Source organism: Aggregatibacter actinomycetemcomitans, from assembly GCF_023518055.1.
Lineage (GTDB): Bacteria > Pseudomonadota > Gammaproteobacteria > Enterobacterales > Pasteurellaceae > Aggregatibacter > Aggregatibacter actinomycetemcomitans.
Map to the genome: position 1 here is coordinate 1,141,804 of NZ_CP085096.1, position 24,023 is coordinate 1,165,826.

At 42.5% G+C, this 24,023-nt stretch carries 16 protein-coding genes, 1 tRNA gene and 5 pseudogenes; 15 read left to right on the forward strand and 7 right to left on the reverse strand.

Annotation, left to right across the window (positions count from 1 at the left end):
* Positions 1 to 12: 12 nt before the first annotated feature.
* Positions 13 to 1,956 (forward strand): ATP-dependent zinc metalloprotease FtsH, encoded by a 1,944-nt coding sequence (ftsH, locus tag LIN98_RS05855; protein ID WP_025298421.1) that lies wholly within the window; start codon positions 13 to 15, stop codon positions 1,954 to 1,956.
* A gap of 96 nt (positions 1,957 to 2,052) precedes the next feature.
* Positions 2,053 to 2,484: pseudogene (locus LIN98_RS05860) on the forward strand (elongation factor P hydroxylase); the annotation flags it as partial.
* On the opposite strand, the pseudogene LIN98_RS05865 reads toward LIN98_RS05860, so the two are convergent.
* The 4 genes and pseudogenes from LIN98_RS05865 to LIN98_RS05880 form a co-directional block, all read right to left on the reverse strand.
* Positions 2,485 to 3,114 (reverse strand): annotated as a pseudogene (locus tag LIN98_RS05865) (ABC transporter ATP-binding protein); the annotation flags it as partial.
* Between the two features lie 21 nt (positions 3,115 to 3,135).
* Positions 3,136 to 4,344 (reverse strand): annotated as a pseudogene (locus LIN98_RS05870) (ABC transporter permease); the annotation flags it as partial.
* 2 nt (positions 4,345 to 4,346) lie between these two features.
* Positions 4,347 to 5,109: pseudogene (locus LIN98_RS05875) on the reverse strand (ABC transporter ATP-binding protein); the annotation flags it as partial.
* A 21-nt stretch (positions 5,110 to 5,130) separates the two neighbouring features.
* On the reverse strand, positions 5,131 to 6,129 hold the full coding sequence (locus LIN98_RS05880) for an ABC transporter substrate-binding protein (protein WP_014167821.1): 999 nt from the start codon (positions 6,127 to 6,129) through the stop codon (positions 5,131 to 5,133).
* Between the two features lie 373 nt (positions 6,130 to 6,502).
* On the opposite strand from LIN98_RS05880, the gene LIN98_RS05885 reads away from it, so the two are divergent.
* From LIN98_RS05885 to LIN98_RS10370, 3 genes and pseudogenes are all read left to right on the forward strand, one after another.
* Entirely contained in the window at positions 6,503 to 7,753 is a 1,251-nt protein-coding gene (locus LIN98_RS05885; RefSeq protein WP_005548722.1) for an ABC transporter substrate-binding protein, read from the forward strand.
* Entirely contained in the window at positions 7,750 to 9,732 is a 1,983-nt protein-coding gene (locus LIN98_RS05890) for an ATP-binding protein (RefSeq protein ID WP_026161180.1), read from the forward strand. Before LIN98_RS05885 ends, LIN98_RS05890 begins: the two co-directional genes overlap by 4 nt.
* Positions 9,725 to 10,974 (forward strand): annotated as a pseudogene (locus tag LIN98_RS10370) (sigma-54-dependent transcriptional regulator). The gene LIN98_RS05890 and the pseudogene LIN98_RS10370 overlap by 8 nt, the downstream one beginning before the upstream one ends.
* A gap of 47 nt (positions 10,975 to 11,021) precedes the next feature.
* Here LIN98_RS10370 and queF read toward each other — a convergent pair.
* Positions 11,022 to 11,861, reverse strand: a complete 840-nt coding sequence (queF, locus tag LIN98_RS05905; RefSeq protein WP_005548728.1) for an NADPH-dependent 7-cyano-7-deazaguanine reductase QueF — start codon at positions 11,859 to 11,861, stop codon at positions 11,022 to 11,024.
* A gap of 8 nt (positions 11,862 to 11,869) precedes the next feature.
* Complete coding sequence (locus tag LIN98_RS05910; RefSeq protein WP_005568095.1) at positions 11,870 to 12,652, reverse strand: Zn-ribbon-containing protein; 783 nt, start codon at positions 12,650 to 12,652, stop codon at positions 11,870 to 11,872.
* Between the two features lie 106 nt (positions 12,653 to 12,758).
* On the opposite strand from LIN98_RS05910, the gene LIN98_RS05915 reads away from it, so the two are divergent.
* From LIN98_RS05915 to cspD, 4 genes are all read left to right on the forward strand, one after another.
* Positions 12,759 to 13,073 (forward strand): YqcC family protein, encoded by a 315-nt coding sequence (locus LIN98_RS05915; RefSeq protein WP_005585732.1) that lies wholly within the window; start codon positions 12,759 to 12,761, stop codon positions 13,071 to 13,073.
* Positions 13,070 to 13,783 (forward strand): tRNA pseudouridine(65) synthase TruC, encoded by a 714-nt coding sequence (gene truC, locus LIN98_RS05920; protein WP_005568099.1) that lies wholly within the window; start codon positions 13,070 to 13,072, stop codon positions 13,781 to 13,783. Before LIN98_RS05915 ends, truC begins: the two co-directional genes overlap by 4 nt.
* A gap of 53 nt (positions 13,784 to 13,836) precedes the next feature.
* Positions 13,837 to 14,001 carry a YoaH family protein gene (locus tag LIN98_RS05925; protein ID WP_005548737.1) on the forward strand — a complete coding sequence of 55 codons (165 nt, stop codon included), beginning with the start codon at positions 13,837 to 13,839 and terminating at the stop codon, positions 13,999 to 14,001.
* A gap of 190 nt (positions 14,002 to 14,191) precedes the next feature.
* A complete protein-coding gene (gene cspD / locus LIN98_RS05930; protein WP_005551608.1) occupies positions 14,192 to 14,401 on the forward strand; it encodes a cold shock domain-containing protein CspD in 210 nt (69 codons plus the stop codon).
* Between the two features lie 65 nt (positions 14,402 to 14,466).
* Here the strand turns inward: cspD and matP are convergent, their stop codons facing one another.
* On the reverse strand, positions 14,467 to 14,913 hold the full coding sequence (matP, locus tag LIN98_RS05935) for a macrodomain Ter protein MatP (protein WP_005548741.1): 447 nt from the start codon (positions 14,911 to 14,913) through the stop codon (positions 14,467 to 14,469).
* A gap of 146 nt (positions 14,914 to 15,059) precedes the next feature.
* Between matP and LIN98_RS05940 the strand changes: the two genes are divergently transcribed.
* The 6 genes from LIN98_RS05940 to recD all read left to right on the forward strand — a co-directional run bounded on the left by LIN98_RS05940 (position 15,060) and on the right by recD (position 24,013).
* On the forward strand, positions 15,060 to 16,844 hold the full coding sequence (locus LIN98_RS05940) for an AAA family ATPase (RefSeq protein ID WP_148322214.1): 1,785 nt from the start codon (positions 15,060 to 15,062) through the stop codon (positions 16,842 to 16,844).
* Positions 16,845 to 16,986: 142 nt separating this feature from the next.
* Positions 16,987 to 17,517 (forward strand): bifunctional 3-hydroxydecanoyl-ACP dehydratase/trans-2-decenoyl-ACP isomerase, encoded by a 531-nt coding sequence (gene fabA, locus LIN98_RS05945; protein ID WP_005548745.1) that lies wholly within the window; start codon positions 16,987 to 16,989, stop codon positions 17,515 to 17,517.
* Positions 17,518 to 17,700: 183 nt separating this feature from the next.
* Positions 17,701 to 17,777: transfer RNA gene (locus tag LIN98_RS05950), tRNA-Val, on the forward strand.
* A 164-nt stretch (positions 17,778 to 17,941) separates the two neighbouring features.
* Positions 17,942 to 18,298, forward strand: a complete 357-nt coding sequence (locus tag LIN98_RS05955) for a DsrE/DsrF/TusD sulfur relay family protein (RefSeq protein WP_005568104.1) — start codon at positions 17,942 to 17,944, stop codon at positions 18,296 to 18,298.
* A 70-nt stretch (positions 18,299 to 18,368) separates the two neighbouring features.
* Positions 18,369 to 22,034 (forward strand): exodeoxyribonuclease V subunit beta, encoded by a 3,666-nt coding sequence (gene recB / locus LIN98_RS05960; protein WP_148322212.1) that lies wholly within the window; start codon positions 18,369 to 18,371, stop codon positions 22,032 to 22,034.
* The gene (gene recD, locus LIN98_RS05965; protein ID WP_014167814.1) at positions 22,034 to 24,013 is read left to right on the forward strand and encodes an exodeoxyribonuclease V subunit alpha; all 1,980 of its coding nucleotides are present in this window, start codon (positions 22,034 to 22,036) and stop codon (positions 24,011 to 24,013) included. The genes recB and recD overlap by 1 nt, the downstream gene beginning before the upstream one ends.
* The last annotated feature ends 10 nt before the right edge of the window (positions 24,014 to 24,023 follow it).

Genomic DNA, 24,023 nt, shown 5'->3' on the forward strand with positions numbered 1-24,023 from the left:
GCCTTGAACGATATGGTAAAAAATTTAATTCTTTGGGTGGTTGTGGCCATTGTCATGATGACTGCATATCAAAGTTTTAATACCACTTCCGGCGGAGGGATAACGGATTATACGACATTCATTTCGGATGTTGAAAATAATCAGGTACGTCAGGCTAAATTTGAAGATAATGAAATTTTAGTCACTAAAACCGACGGCACTAAATATACAACAGTTATTCCATTGGAAGACAAAGATCTTTTGAATGATTTGTTGAAGAAAAAAGTGAAAGTTGAAGGCACGCCGCCGGAAAGAAGAAGTTTGTTATCCCAAATCCTGATTTCTTGGTTCCCGATGCTGTTATTAATCGGCGTTTGGGTTTTCTTCATGCGACAAATGCAAGGCGGTGGCGGCAAAGCGATGAGCTTTGGTAAAAGCCGTGCACGCATGATGACACAAGAGCAAATCAAAACAACATTTGCCGATGTGGCGGGTTGTGATGAAGCAAAAGAAGAAGTGGGTGAGATCGTTGACTTCTTGCGTGAACCGAAAAAATTCCAAAATTTAGGTGGTAAAATTCCAAAAGGGATTTTAATGGTCGGACCTCCAGGTACCGGTAAAACCTTATTAGCAAAAGCTATTGCCGGCGAAGCGAAAGTGCCGTTTTTCACCATTTCAGGTTCAGACTTTGTAGAAATGTTCGTTGGTGTTGGTGCTTCCCGTGTTCGTGATATGTTTGAAAAAGCGAAGAAAAATGCACCATGCTTAATTTTTATTGATGAAATTGATGCTGTTGGTCGCCAACGTGGTGCAGGTCTTGGTGGCGGTCACGATGAACGTGAGCAGACCTTAAACCAAATGTTGGTGGAAATGGACGGTTTCGAAGGCAACGAAGGTGTTATTGTTATTGCCGCAACGAACCGCCCGGATGTTCTGGACCCGGCTTTAACCCGTCCCGGACGTTTTGATCGTCAGGTTGTTGTCGGTTTGCCGGATGTAAAAGGTCGTGAACAAATCCTCAAAGTGCATATGCGTAAGGTGCCGGTTGCGCCGGATGTGGATGCCATGACTTTGGCGCGCGGAACTCCGGGTTATTCCGGTGCGGATTTGGCGAACCTGGTTAATGAAGCTGCGTTGTTTGCTGCACGCACTAATAAGCGCACGGTAACCATGGTAGAGTTTGAAAAAGCAAAAGATAAAATCAACATGGGACCTGAACGTCGTACTATGATCATGACCGATAAGCAAAAAGAATCCACCGCTTATCACGAAGCCGGTCATGCTATTGTTGGTTATTTAGTGCCGGAACATGATCCGGTACATAAAGTTACGATTATTCCGCGCGGACGCGCTTTAGGTGTTACCTTCTTCTTACCTGAGGGAGACCAAATCAGTATCAGCCAAAAACAGTTGGAAAGTAAACTTTCCACGTTATACGCAGGTCGTTTGGCAGAAGATTTGATTTACGGTGAAGAAAATATTTCTACCGGGGCGTCCAATGATATTAAAGTGGCAACCAACATCGCCCGTAATATGGTGACTCAGTGGGGTTTCTCCGATAAACTTGGTCCAATTCTTTATGCCGAAGACGACGGGGAAGTATTCTTAGGGCGTTCCATGGCGAAAGCCAAACACATGTCCGATGAAACCGCACATGTGATCGATGAGGAAGTTCGTGCTATTGTGAACCGAAATTATGGTCGCGCGAGACAGATTTTAATCGATAATATGGATATTCTACACGCGATGAAAGATGCGCTGGTGAAATACGAAACTATTGAAGAAGAACAAATCAAGCAGTTAATGAATCGTCAACCAGTGACACCGCCTCCAGGTTGGGAAGAACCAAAGAATACAGATAAAGCCGAACCTCAGCAGCCGAAAGCTGAAGAGCCAAAAATGGCAGATGATGCGCAGGGCGTGGAAACACAAAGTGCGGTGGAAAAAAATGATGATTCCAAATCTTTTAATAGCTAAAAAAGAGGCTTTTTGAGCTAGTTGCAAAGACTTTATGATTACAACCCGCTTTGTTAAGCGGGTTTATTTTTAGGCGTCAGTTTTTCGGGAGTCGATATGGAACATAAAATCGAAGATTTAATCCATATTTTTAATCAATGTTTTGAACAGGAATACAACACCAAATTAGTCAAGGGTGGCGATGAGCCTTTGTACGTGCCGGCAAATGAAGATTGTCCTTACAACGCTATCTATTTTGCCCGCGGATTCTACAGCAGTGGATTACATGAAATCGCCCATTGGCTGGTTGCAGGCAAAGAGCGTCGCAAACTGGAAGATTTTGGTTATTGGTATGAACCCGACGGGCGATCGGAAGAGCAACAACGCTTATTTGAAAAAGTGGAAGTGAAACCGCAAGCGTTGGAATGGATTCTAGCCACTGCCGCCGGTTTTCGTTATTACGCCAGCGCCGACAACCTCAACGGACAGCCGGGAGACACCCGACCGTTCAAACAGGCAGTATATGAACAAGTGAAAACCTATGCCGAAAATCCGATCGGATAACGCCATGGCTTCCGATTGATCGTGTGTAACGTAAATAATGCTAAAACCGAATTTACGTTGCAATGCTTTGATTTCAAAGCGCATTTCTTCCCTTAAATGCGGATCCAGACTGGATAAAGGTTCATCCAGCAACATCACATCAGGATTCAGGGCCAAAGCGCGCGCCAGCGCAACTCGCTGTTTACCGCCGCCTGATAGGTCATCAGGGCTTTTTTTCGCCACATTCAACAAATTGGTGTGACGTAAGGCATCGTTAGTGCGTTTTTCAATTTCCTGTTTGGATAATTTTTTTAGGGTCAGCGGAAACGCTACATTGTCATACACCGTCATGTGTGGCCAGACGGCAAAGGCTTGGAACACCATGCCGAAATGGCGTTTTTCCGGCGGTAAATAAAAGTTGGTGGCTTTTGAAGACAGCACTTTGTCACCCACTTTAATTTCGCCGGAGTCCAAATCTTCAAAGCCGGCAATCATACGTAATGTTGTGGTTTTACCGCAACCGGAGGGCCCCAACATGGAAAAACATTCGCCTTTTTCAATAGAAAGATTGAGATCGGGAATGGCTATGACATCGCTGAATTTTTTCATTACGTTATTTAGTTGAATATAACTCATTTTATTCTCCTTAATATTCGGCTATTTCTGCGTTTTCTTTTCGGCATAGCGTTTAATGACGGTTTGACCAACCACGATGATGATTAACGCAATGCCTGCAAGTGCGGCGGAATAAACGGTTTCTCCGTCTTCATTCAGGGTATAAATGGCAACCCCGATAGTGCGGGTGGAAGGGCCATACAACATCACGGAAACCGTTAATTCGCGCAGCGCAGGTAAGAAAATTAAGAAGAAGGCGGCGATCATCCCCGGTCTGACCAACGGAATGACGATGTCTTTCAGCGATTGCCACATACTGGCTCCGCAAGCGCGTGCAGCTTCTACCAAGGAATCATGTACTTGTTCCAAGGCGGCGGAATTTGCTTTCAAAGAGAATGCCATGTAACGGGCGATGTAGGCGATAAGGATAATCCAGACCGTGTTGTAAAGGTTGATACCGAATTTTCCACTCCATGCCAAAATGACCCCTAAAGCGATGACGGAGCCCGGTACGGAGAATGGCAGCATCCCCAAGAACTCCAGAATAGCTTTGCCTCTGACCCGCATTTTAACGATTACATAAGAAATCATCACACCGGCAAACATGGTAATAACGGCGGCGGCTAAACCTAAGGATACGCTATTGCGGATAGCGTCTTTGGTTAATTGCCATTCAGACAGGATGAATTTGTAATTTTCCATGGTAAGATTTTCCCAGGTGATCGGTAAACCGTAAGTTTTTAAACCACCCACTAAGAAAATGGTTGCTGTCGGTAGCACAATTGTGAAAGCGATATAAAGCAGGCAGATAATTAATAACGGCATACGCAAGCCTCTGAGCTTCACTTCCACCGGGCGGAAACTTTTACCGGCGATGATTTGGAAACGTCCGCGGTTCAATACTTTATTTTGCAGCCAGATGATAAAGGCGGCGGTGAATACCAGCACGGTGGCTAACACCGTCCCTGTCCGAATGGCGTCAAAACTACCCGCACTTTGGTGAATGCGTTCGTAAATTAAGGTCGGAATATTGAAGATACCGTTTTCAATCCCTAATACCGCCACCGTACCGAAATGCGCCATAGAATAGAGCATAATCAGTAACGCGCCGGAAACGATGCTCGGCATCACCAACGGAATGGTGATTTTGCGGGTTATAGTAAATAAGCCGGCACCGGAAATTCGGGCGGATTCTTCCAAGGTCGGATCCATGCGTTCTAACGCTCCGCATACCTGAATGAAGACGAACGGGGACCCTGTTCATAGCGTACAGGGATGAAATTCGCCAAGCCCATAAACTTAAACACGGTTTCATTGGCGGATTTTTCATAAATTTCCCAAGGTGTACCGATCTGCTCAATGGAACCGTCCGTTGCCATAATTGCCAGTCGATCAGGAAATTGCCAAGGCAATTTCCTGATCGTGGGTAACGTACATGATTGTAATACCGAGTTTTTTCTGTAACTCTTTAATCTCAAAACGCATTTCCTCACGCAGATTGGCATCCAGATTATTCAGCGGTTCATCCAATAACATGAGTGATGGCTTGGCAACCAATGCTCTTGCCAACGCTACACGTTGTTGTTGACCTCCGGATAATTGTGACGGAAGGCGTTGTTCCAATCCGGTGAGATTAACCAGCCCCACCACCTCCATGACTTGCGCTTTAAGTGTTTCTTTGTCCAGGTTTTTAAATTTCAACGGATAAGCGATATTGTCAAATACTGTCATATGCGGCCACACGGCGTAGTCCTGAAAAACGACGCCTAAACCGCGTTGATCCGGCTGAATATCAATATGTTCGGCAGGATCACTTACGACCGTCTCATCAATTAAAATCCGCCCTGAATCAGGCACGTCAAAGCCGGCAAGCAAACGTAGCAATACCGTTTTCCCACAGCCGGAGGGACCAAGCAAGGTAAAGCATTCACCGTCTTTTACGGTTAACGATAAATTCTTTAGCACTTGATGGGAGCCAAACGCTTTAGAAATGTTTTCAAATGTAATTGTTGCCATAAAGCACATCCTTCAAGCAGATTAATTGCGACCTTGTAGAATTTGAGTGAATTTTTTCACGGTTTCTTCTTTGTTGGCGATGACGCTCTTATAATCAATCGGAATTGCGCGACTCATGGCTTCTTCGGCAGATGGCAGACCGAATTCAGGATTCGGGGCAATGTCTTTTCGTACCGGTAAAGTACCTTCGTGGGCAACAATTTTTTGTGCATCTTCTGAAAGTAAGAAATCAATGAATTTTTGGGCGCCGGAGAGATTTTTTGTCCCTTTAATAATGGCTGCAGGGCTTGGAATGACTAACATTTCTTTCGGATAAGCGAGTTTTAAGGACGCGCCTTTTCTGATTTTATCATTGGTAATGTAGTCAACGGCCGATGATGCCAGTAAGTCACCGGAAGCGGTATCATCCACGACCTGACCGGCGCCTTTACCGATTTTGGTTTTATTTTCTTTTAACTTTTCAAAGAATTCCCAACCGAAAGTCGATTTCAATAATGACACACTCATATATGAAGTACCGGATAGGGCAGGGTTGGCAATACCGAATGCGCCTTTAAATTGCGGAGTAAGAATATCCGCCCATTGTGCCGGCGGTTCTTTTTTCACAAAGCGGGTGTTGTAGGCGATACCTAATGTGCCTAAGCGTATCGGCGTAAAAGAACCGTCGAAATCGGGAATCGGATTAATGATATTTTCTACTTCGGGCGAAATATAAGTTTCTAGCATGCCGGTTTCTTTCATATTGAAGAAGTCAGGGACTTCACTGGTCCAAATAACATCTGCCATAATCTGACCGGATTCTTTTTCCGTGGCAATTTTTGCCATGAGTTTGCCCGCACCGGCAGATTGATAGTCCATCGCAATGTCCGGGTATTTTTCATTAAATTTGGCTTTTAACGCCCCGATGAGGGATTCTTTCATGGAGGTGTAAACGATGAGTTTGTCTTGGGCGACAGCCATACCGCTGATGGAAAGTCCTAAACTGAGTGCAATTAAGCCTGAGGTGAATTTCTTATTCATAATCAATTCCTTAATTTATCGATGTGAGTGTATGAGAGGTACTGCTTGATGAGTTATTCACTGAACAGAAAGTGAAATTCAAACGTACAATAGCACTAATACAAAATAAGAAAAGCGGAGTCAAAGAATAGAAATGAGGCATTTTTGACTCAAATATAGCCTTTTGCTTAAGCTTTTTTGACTCATTTATGGTTATTATCGGAAATATGACCTAAGAAAATTGCCATGCGTAACTCAAAATATCGAGAATAGCTAAATTTTAATTATTTGAAATGGATCACAAAAAATATGAATGGATTGGTATTTTATAGAATTTGAGTGGAATTCAAGGTTAGAATCATTTTATTCAACATATTTCGTATAGGTGATTTATATGTCAGGGATAAAACGAGGTTATTTTCATTCTCTGCTTGTCGTGCCGGTCATCGCTTTATTCTGTTTAGGAAGGGCGTATAGCAATGAATTGGTCATTGGTACGACATTTTCACCGGAGTCCCTTTCTTATTTAATTACCGAGTGGGAAAAGCAACCGAATGCCACGTCGATAAGAATGCTAAACAGAACAAGCAACTCATTAAACAAACTATTTGATGACGAAAAAAACGATAATATTGATCTTGTTTTAAGTTCCTCTCCTATGCTGTTTTATCACTTGCAGGAAAAACAACGATTGGCTGCTTTGCCGGATAAATTCAGCCAAGGAAAAAAATTCGTACCGGAGATTTTACAAAAAACAACCGTAGCATTTTCACTATCGGGATGTGGTATTTTTTCCAATGTAGCACTACTGGAAAATGCAGAAGTGGATGTTCCTACTGACTGGTCCGGGCTTATTTCTCCCAATTTGCAGGGATTGGTTATTATGAGTAGTCCGAGCCGTTCCGATACGACGCACATTATGATTGAGGCATTATTACAGAAACAGGGCTGGCAGCAAGGTTGGGCATTAATTCATCAAGTTATGGCGAATGTCGGAACCATTTCCTCCCGTAGTTTTGGTGTCGTTGATAAAGTTCAGGCAGGGTTAGGTGCCGCAGGGATTACCATTGATAATTACGCAAATTTGCTCACACATTACAATGTAGATCCGCATTCAGCTTTGATTTTTAAATATTTTCCGAATTTCCCCGTTTCTCCGACGTTTATCGCAATAACAACAAATAGTACCAATAGCCGGCAAGCATCGGCGTTTATCCATTTTCTTTTAAGTGATCCTGGGCAAAGTACGTTATATCACAGCAAAATGGGAAAATATCCGATTATTCCGTTAGCCAAATCCCATCCGCTATATGCAACTCAACAATTTTTATTTTCCCAACCGACGATTGATTATCAGCTGCTGTTAAAACGTCAGGAGGTGGTTAAACTGATGTTTGAGCATCAGATCATTCATCGGTTAGCTCAAATTCAAGAAAACTGGAAAATTCTTTATCAAAAGGAACAACAAGCAGGACATCCATTGCCGGAATTGCGGGAAATTTTGACCGCACTTCCTATAACGGAAAAGCAGGCTACTGACGAAAATTATTTGGAAACGTTTAAGGCAAATGAGGCGTTACTGCATTGGCAACACTTTTTCATGTTACAGCAAATGCGATTTGTCGATACAGTGGAAAAATTATGAAAAAATGGCTTAAACGCTTGGATATTAGCACAAGTTTACAACTATCACTTATTATCAGCGCGTTGTTTTGCCTGTTTATCGGTGCCGTCGGTTTATATACATGGCATCAGCAACGGATAGAAATTGATCTTGCTATTGATCAGAATTTTCCAAAGATTCAAGCCGCTTTCCGCATGGAGGAACAAATTAATTTATTGGAAAATACATTATTAAATGCAAATAATATTCGAAATACAGAAGAAAAAATTAAATGGTTTAATGCGTTACAGAAACAAATTAAAACGCTAAAAGACATGACCCAATCATTAAATGAAGATTTGAATGATGAAATTTCCACTATCGTAATTGAACAAGCCAATCTTCTACAAGAGTTATCATTAAATATTGATAATCAATTAATCTTAAATACGAAATTTAATAAAACGTTATCGGAAATAAATTGGTTGCATAATGATTTTCGAGATGAATTTACGGCGTTGTTGCAGGAAATTGTTTGGCAACAAACAACATTAGCCAATCATCTTACTGATAATTTAACTAGATCTAAACAAATCGAACAACTTAGAGAATTCCAGCATGAATTATTGTTACTTTATGATTTCCTTACTTATGAAGAACAAATTGTCACGGAACTAAAACAACATATCGTCAGCCGCTCTGATTATTCATTAGTTGCACTCACAAATTCCCTTAATTATTTAAAGAATTTAATTGATCAAAAAGTTAAGTCTTTAGATAAACATACTTCAAGTTATACGATTAAACAAATTATTGAGTCCTTGCTGGCTATCGGAGAAAATGAACAATCGTTACCTCATTTATTAGTTGAAAGAAAACAACTGGATATTTCCCAACGGCAATTAATGAATGAAAGTGAATTGGTCATTTCTAAATTAAGAAGGAAAATTAACAGTCAGATTGGTGATAATCAAAAACAATTAGAATTGTTTCATTATTTAATAAATAAAAGCACCAGAATAAATGGCTTGATTATTCTGTCTGCCGTCTTATTTGTTTTTCTTTTTGTTGCAGCAATTAATTTTTATTATATTCGACGGAGATTAATAGGGCGTTTTCAATCTCTTAATCAATCTGTTGAACGGCTTATTAACGGCGAATCTTCCGTTAAAATTTCAGTTTATGGTAATGATGAATTAGGGCGTATCGCAAAATTATTGCGATTATTTTTATTTGAAGTTAACACAAAAAATGAAGAATTAGAAAGAAGAAATCAAATTTTATTAAATGAAATTAGTGAACGTATTGCAATCCAGGAAAAACTTATCAATACACAACAAGAACTAATTCAAGCGGCAAAATTAGCGGTAGTAGGACAAACTTTGACATCTATTAGCCATGAAATCACACAACCGCTAAATGCAATGAATGCGTATATTTTCAGTACAAAAAGAGCGGTAAAAAATAATGATGTTTTTTCTGCGAATAACTATTTAGAGAAAATAGAAAATTTAGTGGAGCGTACGGCGCTGGTGGTGAAAAGACTGCGCCATTTTTCCCGCCAAACCACAAATACATTACAGAAAATTAATTTATTGATGTGTATAAATAATGCGTGGGATTTACTTGAGCCAAAACATAAATATCTGAATGCTCGGTTATCTCTTCCTACAGATTTACCTGATGTATTAGGTGATGAAATTTTATTAGAGCAAGTATTTGTGAATATTTTCCTGAACTCACTGGAAGCTATGCAGCATGAAAAACCGGAGATTGAGATAAAAATACAAAATATATCGGATCAGAGAGTAGAATTATGGGTTTCTGATAATGGTTCCGGTTGGCCGTTGTCAGATAAATTACTACAACCTTTCTCCAGTAGTAAATCCATTAATTTAGGCTTAGGATTATCAATAAGTCTATCCATTATGCAACAATGTCAAGGAAACTTATTAATTGCTTCTACATTGACAAAAAATGCGCTGGTTATTTTGGAATTTAAGGTGGTAGATAATGTTTAATTATCAGAATAATGTTTTATTAATTGATGATGATTTTGATATTTTGGAATCGTATGCCGATTTATTACAACAAGAAGGCTATTCTGTATTTGCAACTGCCGAACCTAAAGAGATTATTAATCAAATTCCGGAAAATTGGTATGGCGTTGTGATTTGCGACGTATTATTGCTGGGCATTTCAGGATTAGATGATTAGATCGAATGATTGAAATGGATAGCCAAATTCCGGTGATTATGATTACCGGGCATGGTGATGTTCCCATGGCGGTAGAAGCTGTCAAGAAAGGGGCGACAAATTTCTTTGAAAAACCGGTTTCCCCTGAAAAATTACTTATTCAAGTCGATAACGCTTTAAAAAAACGGAAAAAGGTGATTGAAAAGCGCCAATGGCAAATGGAAAAAATTAATGACGTTTTTATTGGCAGCAGTGTTTGGATTAACGAGTTAAAAAAACAATTACAGAAGCTGGCCAATTCGAATCTACCGGTTTTTATTTGGGGAGAGATTGGCACCGGTCGTCATTTAGCGGCTACTTATCTGCATAAATTAAGCGATCGAAAAACACTACCGATGGTTTTTCATGAATGTACACAAAATGATAATATTAATATTATTGAGCTAATTAAAGAAAAAAAATCAGGGACTTTAATTATTAAGAATGTGCATTATCTTCCTGTTGAAGAACAACAATATTTAATTCAGATTTTACATCATGACGAGAGTCAATTCCGTTTAATTTTGCTTAGTGATATAGAACTTAACGAATTAATTCGCTGTCGGCAGATAAGTGCCGAGTTTTATTATTTTTTTATTTATACTCAAATTGAAATGCTGCCGTTACGTAAACATATCACTGATGTGGCAGATATTTTTACTCATTATGTGAAAAATATTTGTGTCAGATTAAATAAACCCATCGTAATCCCGGATAAAAAAATGTTGCAAAATTTACGCAATAAAGAATGGCATGGAAATGTGAAAGAATTGATTAACGTCGCGGAACTTTATGCAATCGGCTTACTTTCTCATATTACTTTGGTGGTTCCTCCTGTATTTAATGATTCGCAGATGAGTTCTTTAGATGAACAATTGAATCAATATGAAAAACAACTTATTGAAGATGCTCTGGTTTTTTATCAGGGGAAAATTAATGACGTAGTTAAACACCTCAATATTCCCAGAAAGAAACTTTACTTACGCATGAAAAAATATGGGTTGGATAAGAAAAGTTATAAATTATAAATCGAAAAGTGCGGTCAAAATCCATGGCGTTTTCTAACCGCACTTTTTTACTGCCGTGCCAGTCGTAAATTCGGTGGTAAAGGTTCAAAGTTGGAGCGGTATGGGTTGATGTCCAACCCGCCGCGGCGGGTGTAGCGCGCGTAAACGGTGAGTTTTTCCGGTTTGGCGTAGTGCATGAGATCGCAGAAAATGCGTTCGACGCATTGTTCGTGGAATTCGTTGTGTTGACGAAATGAGATGATGTAGCGTAGCAGTTGTTCGCGATTGATTTGCTTGCCCACATAATGAATTTGCAGGCTGCCCCAGTCCGGTTGTTGGGTAATAAGGCAGTTGGATTTGAGCAAATGGCTGACCAGCGTTTCTTCCACAACATCGCTGCTCGTGCAATCTTTCAGCCATTCCGCATTAAACGCATAATCCTCAATATCAATATCCAGCCCGTCAATACAGTCGCCATGTAACATCGCAATGGGTTGATCCGTATAATTCGCCAGTGAATTTAACCGCACTTTGACTTCACCCTTGGCGCAATCTTGTAAATCCTGTTGCAAAATGTGCTGAACATCAGCTAAATCGGCAAATTTTGTTTGGTTGAAGCTGTTTAAATACAGTTTAAAACTTTTCGATTCGATCAAATTTTCACTGCGAAAATCAATTTGCACATCGGCGATCGCCACCTGCGGCACGCCTTTCGGGTTCAGCCATGAAATTTCATACGCGGTCCAAATGTCGGCGCCGGTGGAAAACGGCTGGATTTGCGTAATGCCCAACGAGTCACGATTGAGGTGGCGTGGCACGGGTTGTAATAAAGTGCGGTCATATTTTTCCGCATATTTTGTTTGCTGACCGAGTTTTAAGGCGTTCAGGCTGGGGTCTTGGTAGTGCATAATTTTTCTTATTGCCAATGCCATGAGAGGTTTGAAACGAGGCGACAATGATCACATTTAAAATATAAGAAGTCAAAAAGCGGGTGGCTTAACGTCCATTTTCTTTTACATAACGGACAGCGTGATTGCAGCTCCGCTTCACAGCTTTTTCCACCGATGCGGTATAAATAATAGTAAGTAGGAATGCCGCTGTGTCGCTCAATTTCCTGCGTTAGATGGTAACCATGCTTAAACAGCGTGCTTTGGGTGTCTGAAATTTGCACCAAAGCCTGTTGTTCCAACACGGAACCGTTCATTTGCAATTGATCGCACGCCTGCCAATTTTCCTGCCATTTAACCAAATCCATTGCTAAGTGCGGTATGTTTTTCAGTTGTTTATACAGCGGAATCGGTTGCAGGGATTCACCGCTTTGCAGGGGAGAACAAGACTGCAAATAGGTGGTGTAGAGCAGTTGCCAAGCGGGTGTTTCCGTGGCGGTGATTTCAGAATTGAGATCTTCCGCCACAATATGAAAACTCTCAAAAGATACACCGCACTTTTCTGCCGTTTGAAGGGCATCGTTCACCGGTTGATTGTTAAATTCCGCTAAAAGAGAGGTTTGCTCGGGGCAGGTGACACGCACTGCCAAGCCTTGTTGGTTTTTCTGTTCGGCGACAAATTGCGGAATTTCACGCCCGATAATTTGCCCGTTATAACGCCATTGCTCGATAATTTGGTTAACGCAATGGCTTTGTTGTTCCAAGTGAAATTGATTGTTTTGGCGAGAGAAAAAAGCGTCGATTAAATACATAGCGGATAACATTAAATTTTAAAAAGCGAATTCTACACTAAATTCGTCGCGCTGGCGTAAAAACGGCAAATCTTCTACAATGAGCCGTTTTTTACGAGGTATTTTTATGTATCAACAAACCCGGTTACATTTACAAAATTTGCAGAAAACCATGGAGCGTTTGGCACTGTGGCAAACCATGCCGCCGCAGGAAGACGCTTTTTTGAGTGAACAACCTTTTGCGTTGGATACCATGAGTCCGACGGAATGGCTGCAATGGATTTTTATTCCGCGTATGTACGCATTGTTGGAAAGCCAAGCGCCGTTGCCGAGCCAAATTGCCATCAGTCCGTATTTAGAGGAAGCGTTAAAGGAAGATGGTTATTTGGCGGAGTTATTGCTCCCGATCATTGAAATCGAAAAGTTGCTGCAACAACAATGAATTTAGCGATTTTGTATCAGGATGATGTACTGGTTGCGGTGAATAAGCCGGCGGGGATGTTGGTGCATCGCAGTTGGCTTGATCGCCATGAAACACAATTTGTGATGCAAATCTTGCGCGATCAAATCGGGCAGTTGGTGTATCCCATTCATCGTTTGGATCGCCCTACATCAGGCGTATTGTTGTTTGCGTTGAACAGCGAAACGGCAAATTTGGTATGTCACCAATTTGAGCAAAAACAAACGGAAAAACAGTATCTAGCAGTGGTTCGTGGCTATGTGACAGGGCAGGGTGAAATTGATTATCCGTTGAAAGTGCAGTTGGATAAAATCGCCGATAAGTTCGCACAGCAGGATAAAGCACCGCAAAGTGCGGTTACTTTTTACGACGGATTGAAAACCGTTGAAATGCCTTATGGCGTGGGGCGTTATGCCGCTTCTCGCTATTCGTTGGTTCGCTTAACGCCGAAAACTGGGCGCAAGCACCAGCTTCGTCGTCACATGAAACATATTTTTCATCCGATTTTAGGTGATACGCAATACGGCGATTTGCATCAAAATCGCGCTTTAACGGAACACATCGGTTGTTCCCGTTTAATGTTACACGCCGAAAAATTAACCTTTGTTCACCCGCTGACAGGACAACCGATAACCATTGAAGCGGGATTGGATGAACAATGGAAACATTTAATGCGGACATTTCAGTGGTAAAAAACAGTTAAAAAAACGACCGCACTTTTTGTATAAATAATAAAGGAAATGCAATGTTAGATAACGATTTATTACATTTAACCCATGAACAGCAGCAACTTGCCGTGGAAAAAATTCAGGAATTAATGGCGCAAGGCGTGGGCAGCGGCGAGGCTATCGCTTTAGTGGCAAAAAAGTTACGGGAACAAAATCGGGCAGATAAAGCAAAAGAGAAGTAATTGCTGAAGTGTTTTTGCAGCAAAATTTTAATAATTTTTGTGATCTATGTTTGATTTTGAGACTTTTTTTATTGCGCAACCAACAAATTTACTTAATATAACTGCCAGCAAATCAAGGTGATAGGGCATTTTGTCTTATTGAAGTAAATGTAGTTCTATAAGGACTAAAAAACCATAAGAGGTTTGAATTATGGAAGTTGGTGTTGTTAAATGGTTTAATAATGCAAAAGGATTTGGCTTTATTTCCGTTGAAGGCAGTGATACCGATATCTTTGCACATTATTCAGTGATTGAAATGGAAGGGTATCGTTCATTAAAAGCAGGTCAAAAAGTCCGGTTTGAAGTGATTCACGGCGACAAAGGTTCTCACGCGACAAAAATCATTCCCGTTGTAGAATAATTAAAGATTCCTTATTAGTAGTCATTAGAAGTACAAAGACAAGCCCTTGATGGACTTGTCTTTTTTTATTTCAGTAGATCTTTCAAGCCCGCTTTCATGGCGGACATTTGATTTTCGTACAAGGCTTTTTTCTCGCGCTCGTCAATCATGTAGGAAATGGTTTCCGACAGCGTCATTTTCATTTTGCGGGAATATTTGGACAAACGCAGCCAAACGGCATATTCCAAATCAATGGATTTTTTCTTGGTATATTGTTTTTCACCGTTGAAAAAACGTTTTCTTCTGGCACGAATGGCTTGGTCTAGCTTGATCACCAATTTCGGCGCCAAATGGGTTTTTATCCATTCTTCAATTTTTTGCGGGTAATTTTGACAGCCGATGAGTTGCTTAACGATGTCTTCCTGCAAACTTTTTTCTTCATAACGGGTAACGTTTTCGCCTTCACGGGCTTTTTTCGTTAAATAAGCCCATTTCCAATGGGCTTCTTGATTTTCTAACTTTTGATATTTCATTTTGCCAAACCGTTTTAGTGACGTGGTAACTGTGTCACTATACGCTTTTTATCATGGATTTTCTAGCAAATTTTTACGCGAGATTAATAAAGACGCGAAGAAATATGCGATAATGCGCGCAAATTAAATATAACCCAGAGATTAACGTGATTTTATCTTCTTTATCTAATAACACATTGCCTTGGCAGGCGTTACGTCCGGAATTAGCCGTGACTGAAATTCCCTCACAACCTCAGGACTTTTTCTCTCTACAACCCCGTGCGGGCAAAGCCATCCGCAATTTCATCCGAAATTCCCACCGCACTTTATTGGTGCTGAAAGCCGATGACCAAGCGGAGTACGCCACTTTATTAGAAAGTTTTATTGCAAAACAACAACCGGAGCTTGCGGTGAACGGCGTGCAATACATTGTGGAACAGGGCGACTCTTTTTCTTTCCCGCGTGTTTATACGGAACCGGCGCAATCGGTAGAGGACAATTTTGCCGCACAGAAAACCGTCGCAACGGCATTGTATTTCGATCAATTTCAGTTATTCGGTTCCGTTAAAATTCATGCGTCTTCAAATGATATTCAGCTTCATACCGGCTTGGTTCATCAGCTGAATCACGGCGTGTTGATTATCAGCGCCGGCGCGTTATTGGCGCAATTTAATTTATGGCAACGCCTGAAACAGATTTTAACGACAGGGATGTTTGATTGGTATTCCGCCCATCCGTTTAAGCCCCTGCCTTGTGAAGTTCCAAGCTATCCGTTGCAATTGAAAGTCATCGTGCTGGGCAATCGCACGGAATTAGGCATGTTGGAAGAATTGGAAGAAGGGCTTTATCATCTGGCGGATTACGCGGAAATTGAAAGTTATTGCAGTGTGGAAACGGCGGAACAGCAGCAACAATGGATGAATTATGTGCAAACCGTTGCACAGCAAAATCACTTACCGCCGTTAGATTTAAGCGGTTTTAATAAACTGTATCAATTGTTGGTGCGTGACAGTGAAAATCATCATTTGATTAATGTGTCGCCGTTGAAATTAAAAACGTTGCTCACAGAGACCGCACTTTTAAGCGAATCCGATTCACTAAGTGCGGTGGATTTTGAACGGTATTTTTTACATAAAACGGCACAATATGGCTTTTTGCGTGAACAAACCTATGACGCTATTTTGCAGGAACAAATTTATGTAGCGACCGAAGGTGAAATGGTTGGGCAAATTAACGGCTTATCGGTGATTGAATATCCGGGCACGCCTTTATCTTTCGGAGAACCCTCTCGAATCAGTTGTATTGTGCAATTCGGCGACGGCGAAATCGTCGATGTGGAAAGCAAAAATGAACTGGCGGGCAACATTCACAGCAAAGGCATTATGATTGCCGAAGCCTGTTTGGCGAATATTCTCGAATTTCCGTCACAACTACCGTTTTCCGCTTCTTTGGTGTTTGAGCAATCTTACGGTGAAATTGACGGTGACAGTGCCTCACTCGCCGGTTTTTGTGTATTATTGAGCGCATTGTCCGCTTTGCCTCTGCCGCAATCTATCGCCATTACGGGCGCTATTGACCAATTCGGCTTGGTGCATTCCGTGGGGGGCGTGAATGACAAAATCGAAGGGTTTTTCACCCTTTGCCAACGTCGTGGCTTAACGGGCAAACAAGGCGTGATGATTCCGAGTGCGGTGCTTAATCAGCTAAGCTTGTCCGAAGCGGTGGTAAGTGCGGTTAAAAATCAGGAATTTTTTATTTATCCGGTGGAAACCGTGGATCAAGCTTGTGAGATTTTATTACAACGGGATTTGGTGGAGCAGGAGAATAAAAAGTACGATTTCAGCACACTGCCATTGTCCCGTTTGATCAATCAGCGTATTGAGCAATATTCCGAGCAACAATCTCACAAGCACGGTCTTTGGGATTTATTCTTCGGCAGAAAAAATCGTTAAATCGCTATTTCCATGAAAAAATAACTGATCGGACAAGTTAGGCGTACAAGTGTTAGCTATTCTAAATGCCGGAATGCTCTGTTAGAATCCCACCCGCATTCAATTTTGAATCGCTTAAACAAATTTTATAGGATGATTAATAATGAACACTTGTACTCCAAATATCAAAGACAGTTACACTTACGAAGATTTATTGGCTTCAGGACGTGGTGAATTGTTTGGCAAAGAAGGCCCGCAATTGCCGGCACCGACCATGCTTATGATGGATCGTATCGTAAAAATGACTGAAGACGGCGGTACATTTGGCAAAGGCTACATTGAAGCCGAGTTGGATATTCATCCTGATCTACCGTTCTTTGCCTGCCACTTTATCGGCGACCCTGTCATGCCGGGGTGTTTGGGTTTAGATGCCATGTGGCAATTAGTCGGCTTCTTCTTAGGCTGGGTCGGCGGCAAGGGCAAAGGCAGAGCCTTAGGTGTTGGCGAAGTGAAATTTACCGGACAAATTCTCCCGACGGCAAAAAAAGTCGTTTATCGCATTAACATGAAACGCGTGATTAACCGCAAATTAGTCATGGGCATGGCAGACGGCGAAGTGGAAGTGGACGGTCGTGTTATTTACACCGCAACGGACTTGAAAGTCGGCTTGTTTCAAGATACCTCAAGTTTCTAATTCGCAGTCTTAAAAAACACTGAAATTTTTCACCGTACTTTTTTCTGAAAGAAAGTGCGGTTTGTTTTTTCGGTGTTTTTATCTTCATAATGAACTGGTTAATTTTTTTGCAATCATCAGCCCAATCAAATAAAAAACTTGTTTTAGCCCGAAAAGCTAGCTATCATTAGCGCACTTTTCACTGCGACCGTAGCTCAGTTGGTTAGAGCACCACCTTGACATGGTGGGGGTCACTGGTTCGAGTCCAGCCGGTCGCACCATTGTTTATTTCCCCAAATCCGTCGCAACGCCACCAGTTTTTTGCTAAAATCAGCCGAAAATGCCTTTCTTAACTTTTTATCGTCTTTATTTTTTCAGGTTGGAAATCACAATGGAAAATTAATATTTTCTACTGTTTTTGATTAAATTAAATAGGTTAATCATTATGCAAAAAATTCTTTTTATCTTAAATGACTCGCCATACGGCGGTGAAAAAACTTTTAATGGATTACGTTTTGCCATTAACTTGCAGGAAGATCACGGCAAAGAAGTGGACATTAAAGTGTTCTGTTTCTCCGATTCGATTTTAAGCGGTCTTGCCGGTCAAAATCCGAACGAGGGATCCAATGTGCAACAATTAATGGATATTTTGATTGCACAGGGCGCAGAAGTGAAACTTTGCACCAGTTGCGTAAAAGCACGCGGGTTATTGGATGCCAAATTAATTGACGGCGTCACCCTCGGCACCTTGGCTGATGTATCAGACTGGACCTTATGGGCTGATAAAGTCATCAGTCTCTAATGAGGATATTGGGCGGAGCGGGTTTCCGCCCTTGTTTTATTCAATATTTTATTTTTATTCACCGGTAACCATGCAAGCACTCAATCCGATTTCCATTCCGTTAAACGCCATCAGTCTTATTGAAGCCTCTGCAGGGACGGGCAAAACCTACACCATGGGTTCTCTTTATTTGCGTCTGTTGTTGCAGGCGGGGGAAAATGCCTTTCCTCATGTGTTAAATGTGGAGCAAATTTTAGCGGTGACCTTTACCGAAATGGCAACGGAGGAACTGAAACGTAAAATTCGCGAGCGGATTTATGACGCCAAACAAAAATTGACGGCGTATCAACAAACGCAGGATCCGACGGTGTTTGAACAAGATGACTTTTTACGCCAATTAGCCGATACCATCACGGATTTCCCTCTTGCCATTCAGCGCCTGACTTTGGCGGAACAAAACATGGATTTGGCGGCGATTTATACCATTCATGGATTTTGCCGTCGAATGCTCATGCAATATGCGTTTAATTCGGGCATTCATTTCAACTTGGAATTAAGCGGTGAAGAAGACGAATTGTTGCTACATTTGGCGCAAAAACTGTGGCGGGCACATTTCTATTCGCAGCCTTATGCCGTTGCCGAGTTTATTCAAAAACACCTGATTTCACCGGCAAACGTCATTCATAATATTAAAAAGTTTGCCGGCACGGAATTAAAACTCCCGCAAAATCGACCGCACTTTTTTGACGGCGCATTGCCGGATTTTCTCGCTAAACTTGCCGATTATTCGCAACAACTTTCCGCACAAATTGCGGAAGTGAAAGAGAATTGGCTAAAAAATGAAGAGGAGATTACGCAGTTAATCGAAACGGAAGTGAATACCAAGTATAAAAGCGCAAAAGAACAAAAATTAAACCGACGCAGTTTTACCTCCGCAACCCGCCCGAAATGGCTTGCCATGATGAAAGCTTGGGCTGAAAGCGATAAAGCGGATTTTCCGGATTGTTTTTCCCGTTTCGGGCAAACGGCGATAAATGCTCAAAAGGGCGAGGAGGCGAAAGACGCCTTAACCCATTCGCTTTTTGTGCAAATTAATGCCTTGTTGGCACTGTCCGAGCAAAAGGCGTTATTATCCCAAGCCTTGTGGTTCCATTATTTACAAATGCTGAATGCGCAGCTGGTGGAATATAAACTTAACCACAGCGAAAAAAGTTTTAACGATTTGCTACGCTTGCTGAAAGAAGCCTTGTATCACCCGGATAACACGGAATTTGCCCGCCTGATTCGTTATCAATTTCCTTTTGCCATGATTGATGAATTTCAGGACACGGATGCGGTGCAGTATCAGATTTTTTCTAAAATTTATGTGGAACAACCTCAGACAGACGCTCAATCTGATAGCGGCTTTATTATGATTGGCGACCCGAAACAGGCGATTTATAAATTCCGTGGCGCCGACATTTTTACTTATTTCCAAGCCACCCGCCAAGCGCAACATCGTTTTAATTTAACGAAAAATTACCGCTCCCATCAACACGTGGTGGACTGTGTGAATCGGTTGTTTGATTTTAGCGAACAACCGCCGTTTCTCTATAAAGACATTCAATTTATGCCGGTCGGCGCAAGAACGGATCACCCGCAATTTTGGTTAAGCGGGCAGCCGGAACCTGCGGTGCGTTTTTATGTGGATGAAGCCTCCGTTAAAGAAAACATGGCAAAAGCTTGCGCCGTTTCTATCCAATATTGGCTACAAAGTGCGGTGGAAAACTCTGCCGTTTTTCGCCTTGATGATGGTGACAAAAAAACGCTGAAACCGGAAAGTATCGCCGTGTTGGTGCGTAGCCGTAAAGAAGCCGAGTTGGTGAAAAATGAATTGCGTCACTTGGGCATTGCCTCCGTGTATTTGTCTGAAGACAGCAATGTGTTCGACAGCAGCGCGGCAAAAGATTTGTTAATGATTCTCACGGCGTGCCTCAATCCGTTTTCCGAACGCCATATTTTAAACGCCATTGCCACAGCAATTTTTGCCCAAACCAGCGCCGACATTCAGCGCATTCGTATGGATGAAACCCGCTGGGAGCATTGGGTGGAGAAGTTTATTCATTACCAAAGAACCTGGCAAAAACAAGGCGTGTTGGTGATGTTACATCAGTTGTTCCAGCAGGAAAAAATCACGGAAAAACTTTACCCCACGGTGGACGGCAAACGCTTGGTGACGGACTTGCTGCATTTGGCGGAATTGCTGCAGGAAGCGGCTACCCTGAACGAAAGCGAAGCGGCATTGTTACGTTGGTTTGAGAAACAAATTCAAGGGGAAAATCGCCAAAAAGAGCAACAGGTTAGGTTGGAGAGCGAATTGCAGTTGGTGAAAATCGTCACTATTCATAAATCCAAGGGGTTGGAATACGATCTGGTTTGGTTGCCGTTTATCGGCTATGCTTCCACCTTCCGAGGCGATCGCATCACTACTTATTATGACGAAACACAAGGCGCGGTGCTGTGGGATTACGATAAATCCCATGAAGCGTTGGTGCAACAGGAAGATTTTGCCGAACAGCTACGCCTGCTTTATGTAGCGTTGACCCGCGCCAAATACCAGTTGGTGATCGGCGTGCCGCAAACCTTTGAGACGAAATGGAGCAGTTTGTTATATGTGCTGACCCACGGAGCGATCCAAACGCGCGAAAAACCGAATGCTTACGACAGCCTCTCTTTATTGGAAAAACTTGTGGCGCGTGCGCCGCAGGGCAGTGTACAAATTGCCAACACGGCAGATCTGACACCGCTGGCATTGCAAGCCCACGCCGAAGCACAGATACCGTTACATGCGGCAAAATTCACCGGTAACATCGAACAAAACTGGACGGTCACCAGTTTCAGCGCCATAGAAGCCATTCATCAGAATAAAGCCTATTTCAAAGCGCAACAGATGGCGGAAAGTGCGGTCGATTTTCCAAGTGTTTTTGACTTAGGGAAAGACTATGATTTTAACGAACAAGGGAAATCAACCGAGAGTATTCAGGAAACGGTTGCCGACGAATCCGCCTATCCTTTCGGCTATTCGCCTTTTGATTTCCCGCACGGTATTAACATCGGCACGGCATTACACCGTTTTCTGGAAAAAACGGATTTTGATCGCCCGTTAAACGAAGACAAAATCCAAAAACTCTGCCAATGGTTACAGTTAGAGGAAACCTGGCTACCGTCTTTACAGCAATGGATAAACGCCATTTTGCATACGCCGTTAAGCACGCAGGATTCTACTTTGCAACTGGTGAATTTAACCCGCCAATATTGCGTGAAAGAAATGCAGTTTTATTTGAAGTTAAATCAAACATTTGACGTGGCGGTGTTTAATCAAGCGTTACAACAGCATCACCACTTACCCTCAGAACCCCTGCAATTTGAAGCGATTAAAGGAATGTTACGCGGTTTCATGGATTTGGTGTTTTATCATAACGGAAAATATTATTTGGCGGATTACAAATCCAATTTTCTTGGCGTGGAAGCGCAAAACTACGTCGGCACAAGCCTTCAGCAAGCCATGCTAACTAATCATTACGACTGGCAATATTTATTTTACACGCTGGCATTGCACCGTTATTTACAACAACGTGACGCAAACTATGACTATGACACCCATTTCGGCGGTGTGTTTTATTGTTTCTTACGTGGCATGAACGGCGAAAATCAAAACGGCGTGTTTTTTGATAAACCGGATTACGTGTTAATTCAGGCTTTGGAGAATTTGTTCTAATGTTAGCTTTATTATCCCAACTCAAAGAAAAGGGCATCATCAACGCCGCTGACTATTATTTCGCCGAGTTTATTCACCGCAAACAACAGCCTTTTCACTATGCATCGTCTATCCAGAACCTGGCGGTGCTTATGGCGGCGTTGTGCAACTTCAGTTATCGGCAGGGCAACACCTGTATTTTACTGAATCACGCCACGGAGCAGGATTTGTTCGGTTTACAGGATTATTTTAACGAACGCGTTTATTTAACGGATATTCAGCAAAAAATTGATTATTTGCCCATTGAACGCTGGCAGGCAGCCTTGCTGGCGGCGCAACATATCGCTTTCACCGCCGCGCCTTTGCAACAGATCGCGCCCCTGGTGTTGCAGTTTGAGCGCTTGTATTTTTATCGCATCTGGCAGGATGAGTTTCGTATCGCCGATTACTTTAAAAGTGCGGTCCGTTTTCAACACGTTTTTTCAGCCGAACAGACGGCGCAAATCGCCCCGATTTTGAACCGCTATTTTTATGAAGAACAGGGCATCGACTGGCAAAAAATCGCGGTGGCGATGGCATTGCGTCAACGATTTTGCCTCATTACCGGCGGGCCGGGCACGGGCAAAACCACTACCGTCACCAAACTCCTATTGACCTTGCAGGAGCTTCATCAAAACGGCTTGCGCATTAAACTTGTCGCCCCGACAGGGAAAGCGGCGGCGCGGCTTACGGAATCCATTGTGGACGCGGTAGATCGCCTGAAACAGACTTTTTCCACGGAAAAACACGAGCGAGAAATCATCGAAAATCTGCGCATTCCCATGAATGCGGAAACCATTCATCGCTTGCTCGGCGTGCGTTTTTTCAGTGAGGAAACCCGCTATCATGTCGACAATCCTTTGCCCGTGGATGTGTTGGTGGTGGACGAAGCATCCATGATCGATTTAACCTTGATGGCGAAGCTGCTCAATGCCCTTAAACCGGAAACCAAATTGATTTTATTGGGTGATAAAGATCAGCTGGCTTCTGTAGAAGCCGGGGGGATTTTGGGTGAATTAGGGCGTTTCGTGAATGCGTCGGCGCCGACGTATAGCCTCGTAATGACACGATATTTACAGGCGACCACGGGCAGTTCTCTTGCTGCGTCGGATAGCGTCAATCCTATCGGTGATAGCATTTGTTATTTGCAGGTCAGCCGCCGTTTCGGGGCAAATCCGGAAGTGGGTGCGTTGGCGGCTGCGGTGAATTCAGGCGACGCGGTGAAAAGCTGGCAGTTATTGCAGCAATATCAGCAATATCAAGCAAAAAAATGCGGCGTATATTTAACGGATTTTGCTCATTATTTAAATAACAAAGAAGATATTCAGCAACGTAAAACCTGCGTGAAGCTCATCGTGGAACGTGCGGCAGAGGAATATCGCCGTTATTTGCAGTTGATTTTACAAGAAGGGCAGATGGATGAAGAAAAAGTGCGGTCGATTTTCGCGGCGTTTAACGGCATTCGTTTTTTAGCGGCGTTGCGTGTGGGCGAATTCGGCGTGGAGCAATTAAATCTCGCCATCGCAGAAAAATTACGCCAAAAACGCCTGTTGCAATTTCATCAGGAACGGGAATGGTACATCGGCAAACCGATTATGGTGACGCAAAATGATGGCAATGTGGGCTTGTATAACGGTGACATCGGCATGTATTTGGGAAACGGACGGGTATGGTTCGAGCAGGGACAAAACAGTTATAAAACTGTGCTGGCAAGCCGCGTGCCGAATCATGAAACCGCCTTCGTCATGACGGTACACAAATCCCAAGGTTCGGAATTTCCGCATACTTTCCTGATTTTGCCATTGGAAAACAGCCCCGTGTTATCCAAAGAACTGGTTTACACCGGCATCACCCGCACCAAGGATTTTTTAACGGTGTTCGCGCTACAAAGCGTATGGGAAAGTGCGGTGAAAAATCCGGTGCAACGGCAAAGCGGATTGGGTCAATTACTGGAAATCTAAAAAGGAGAAA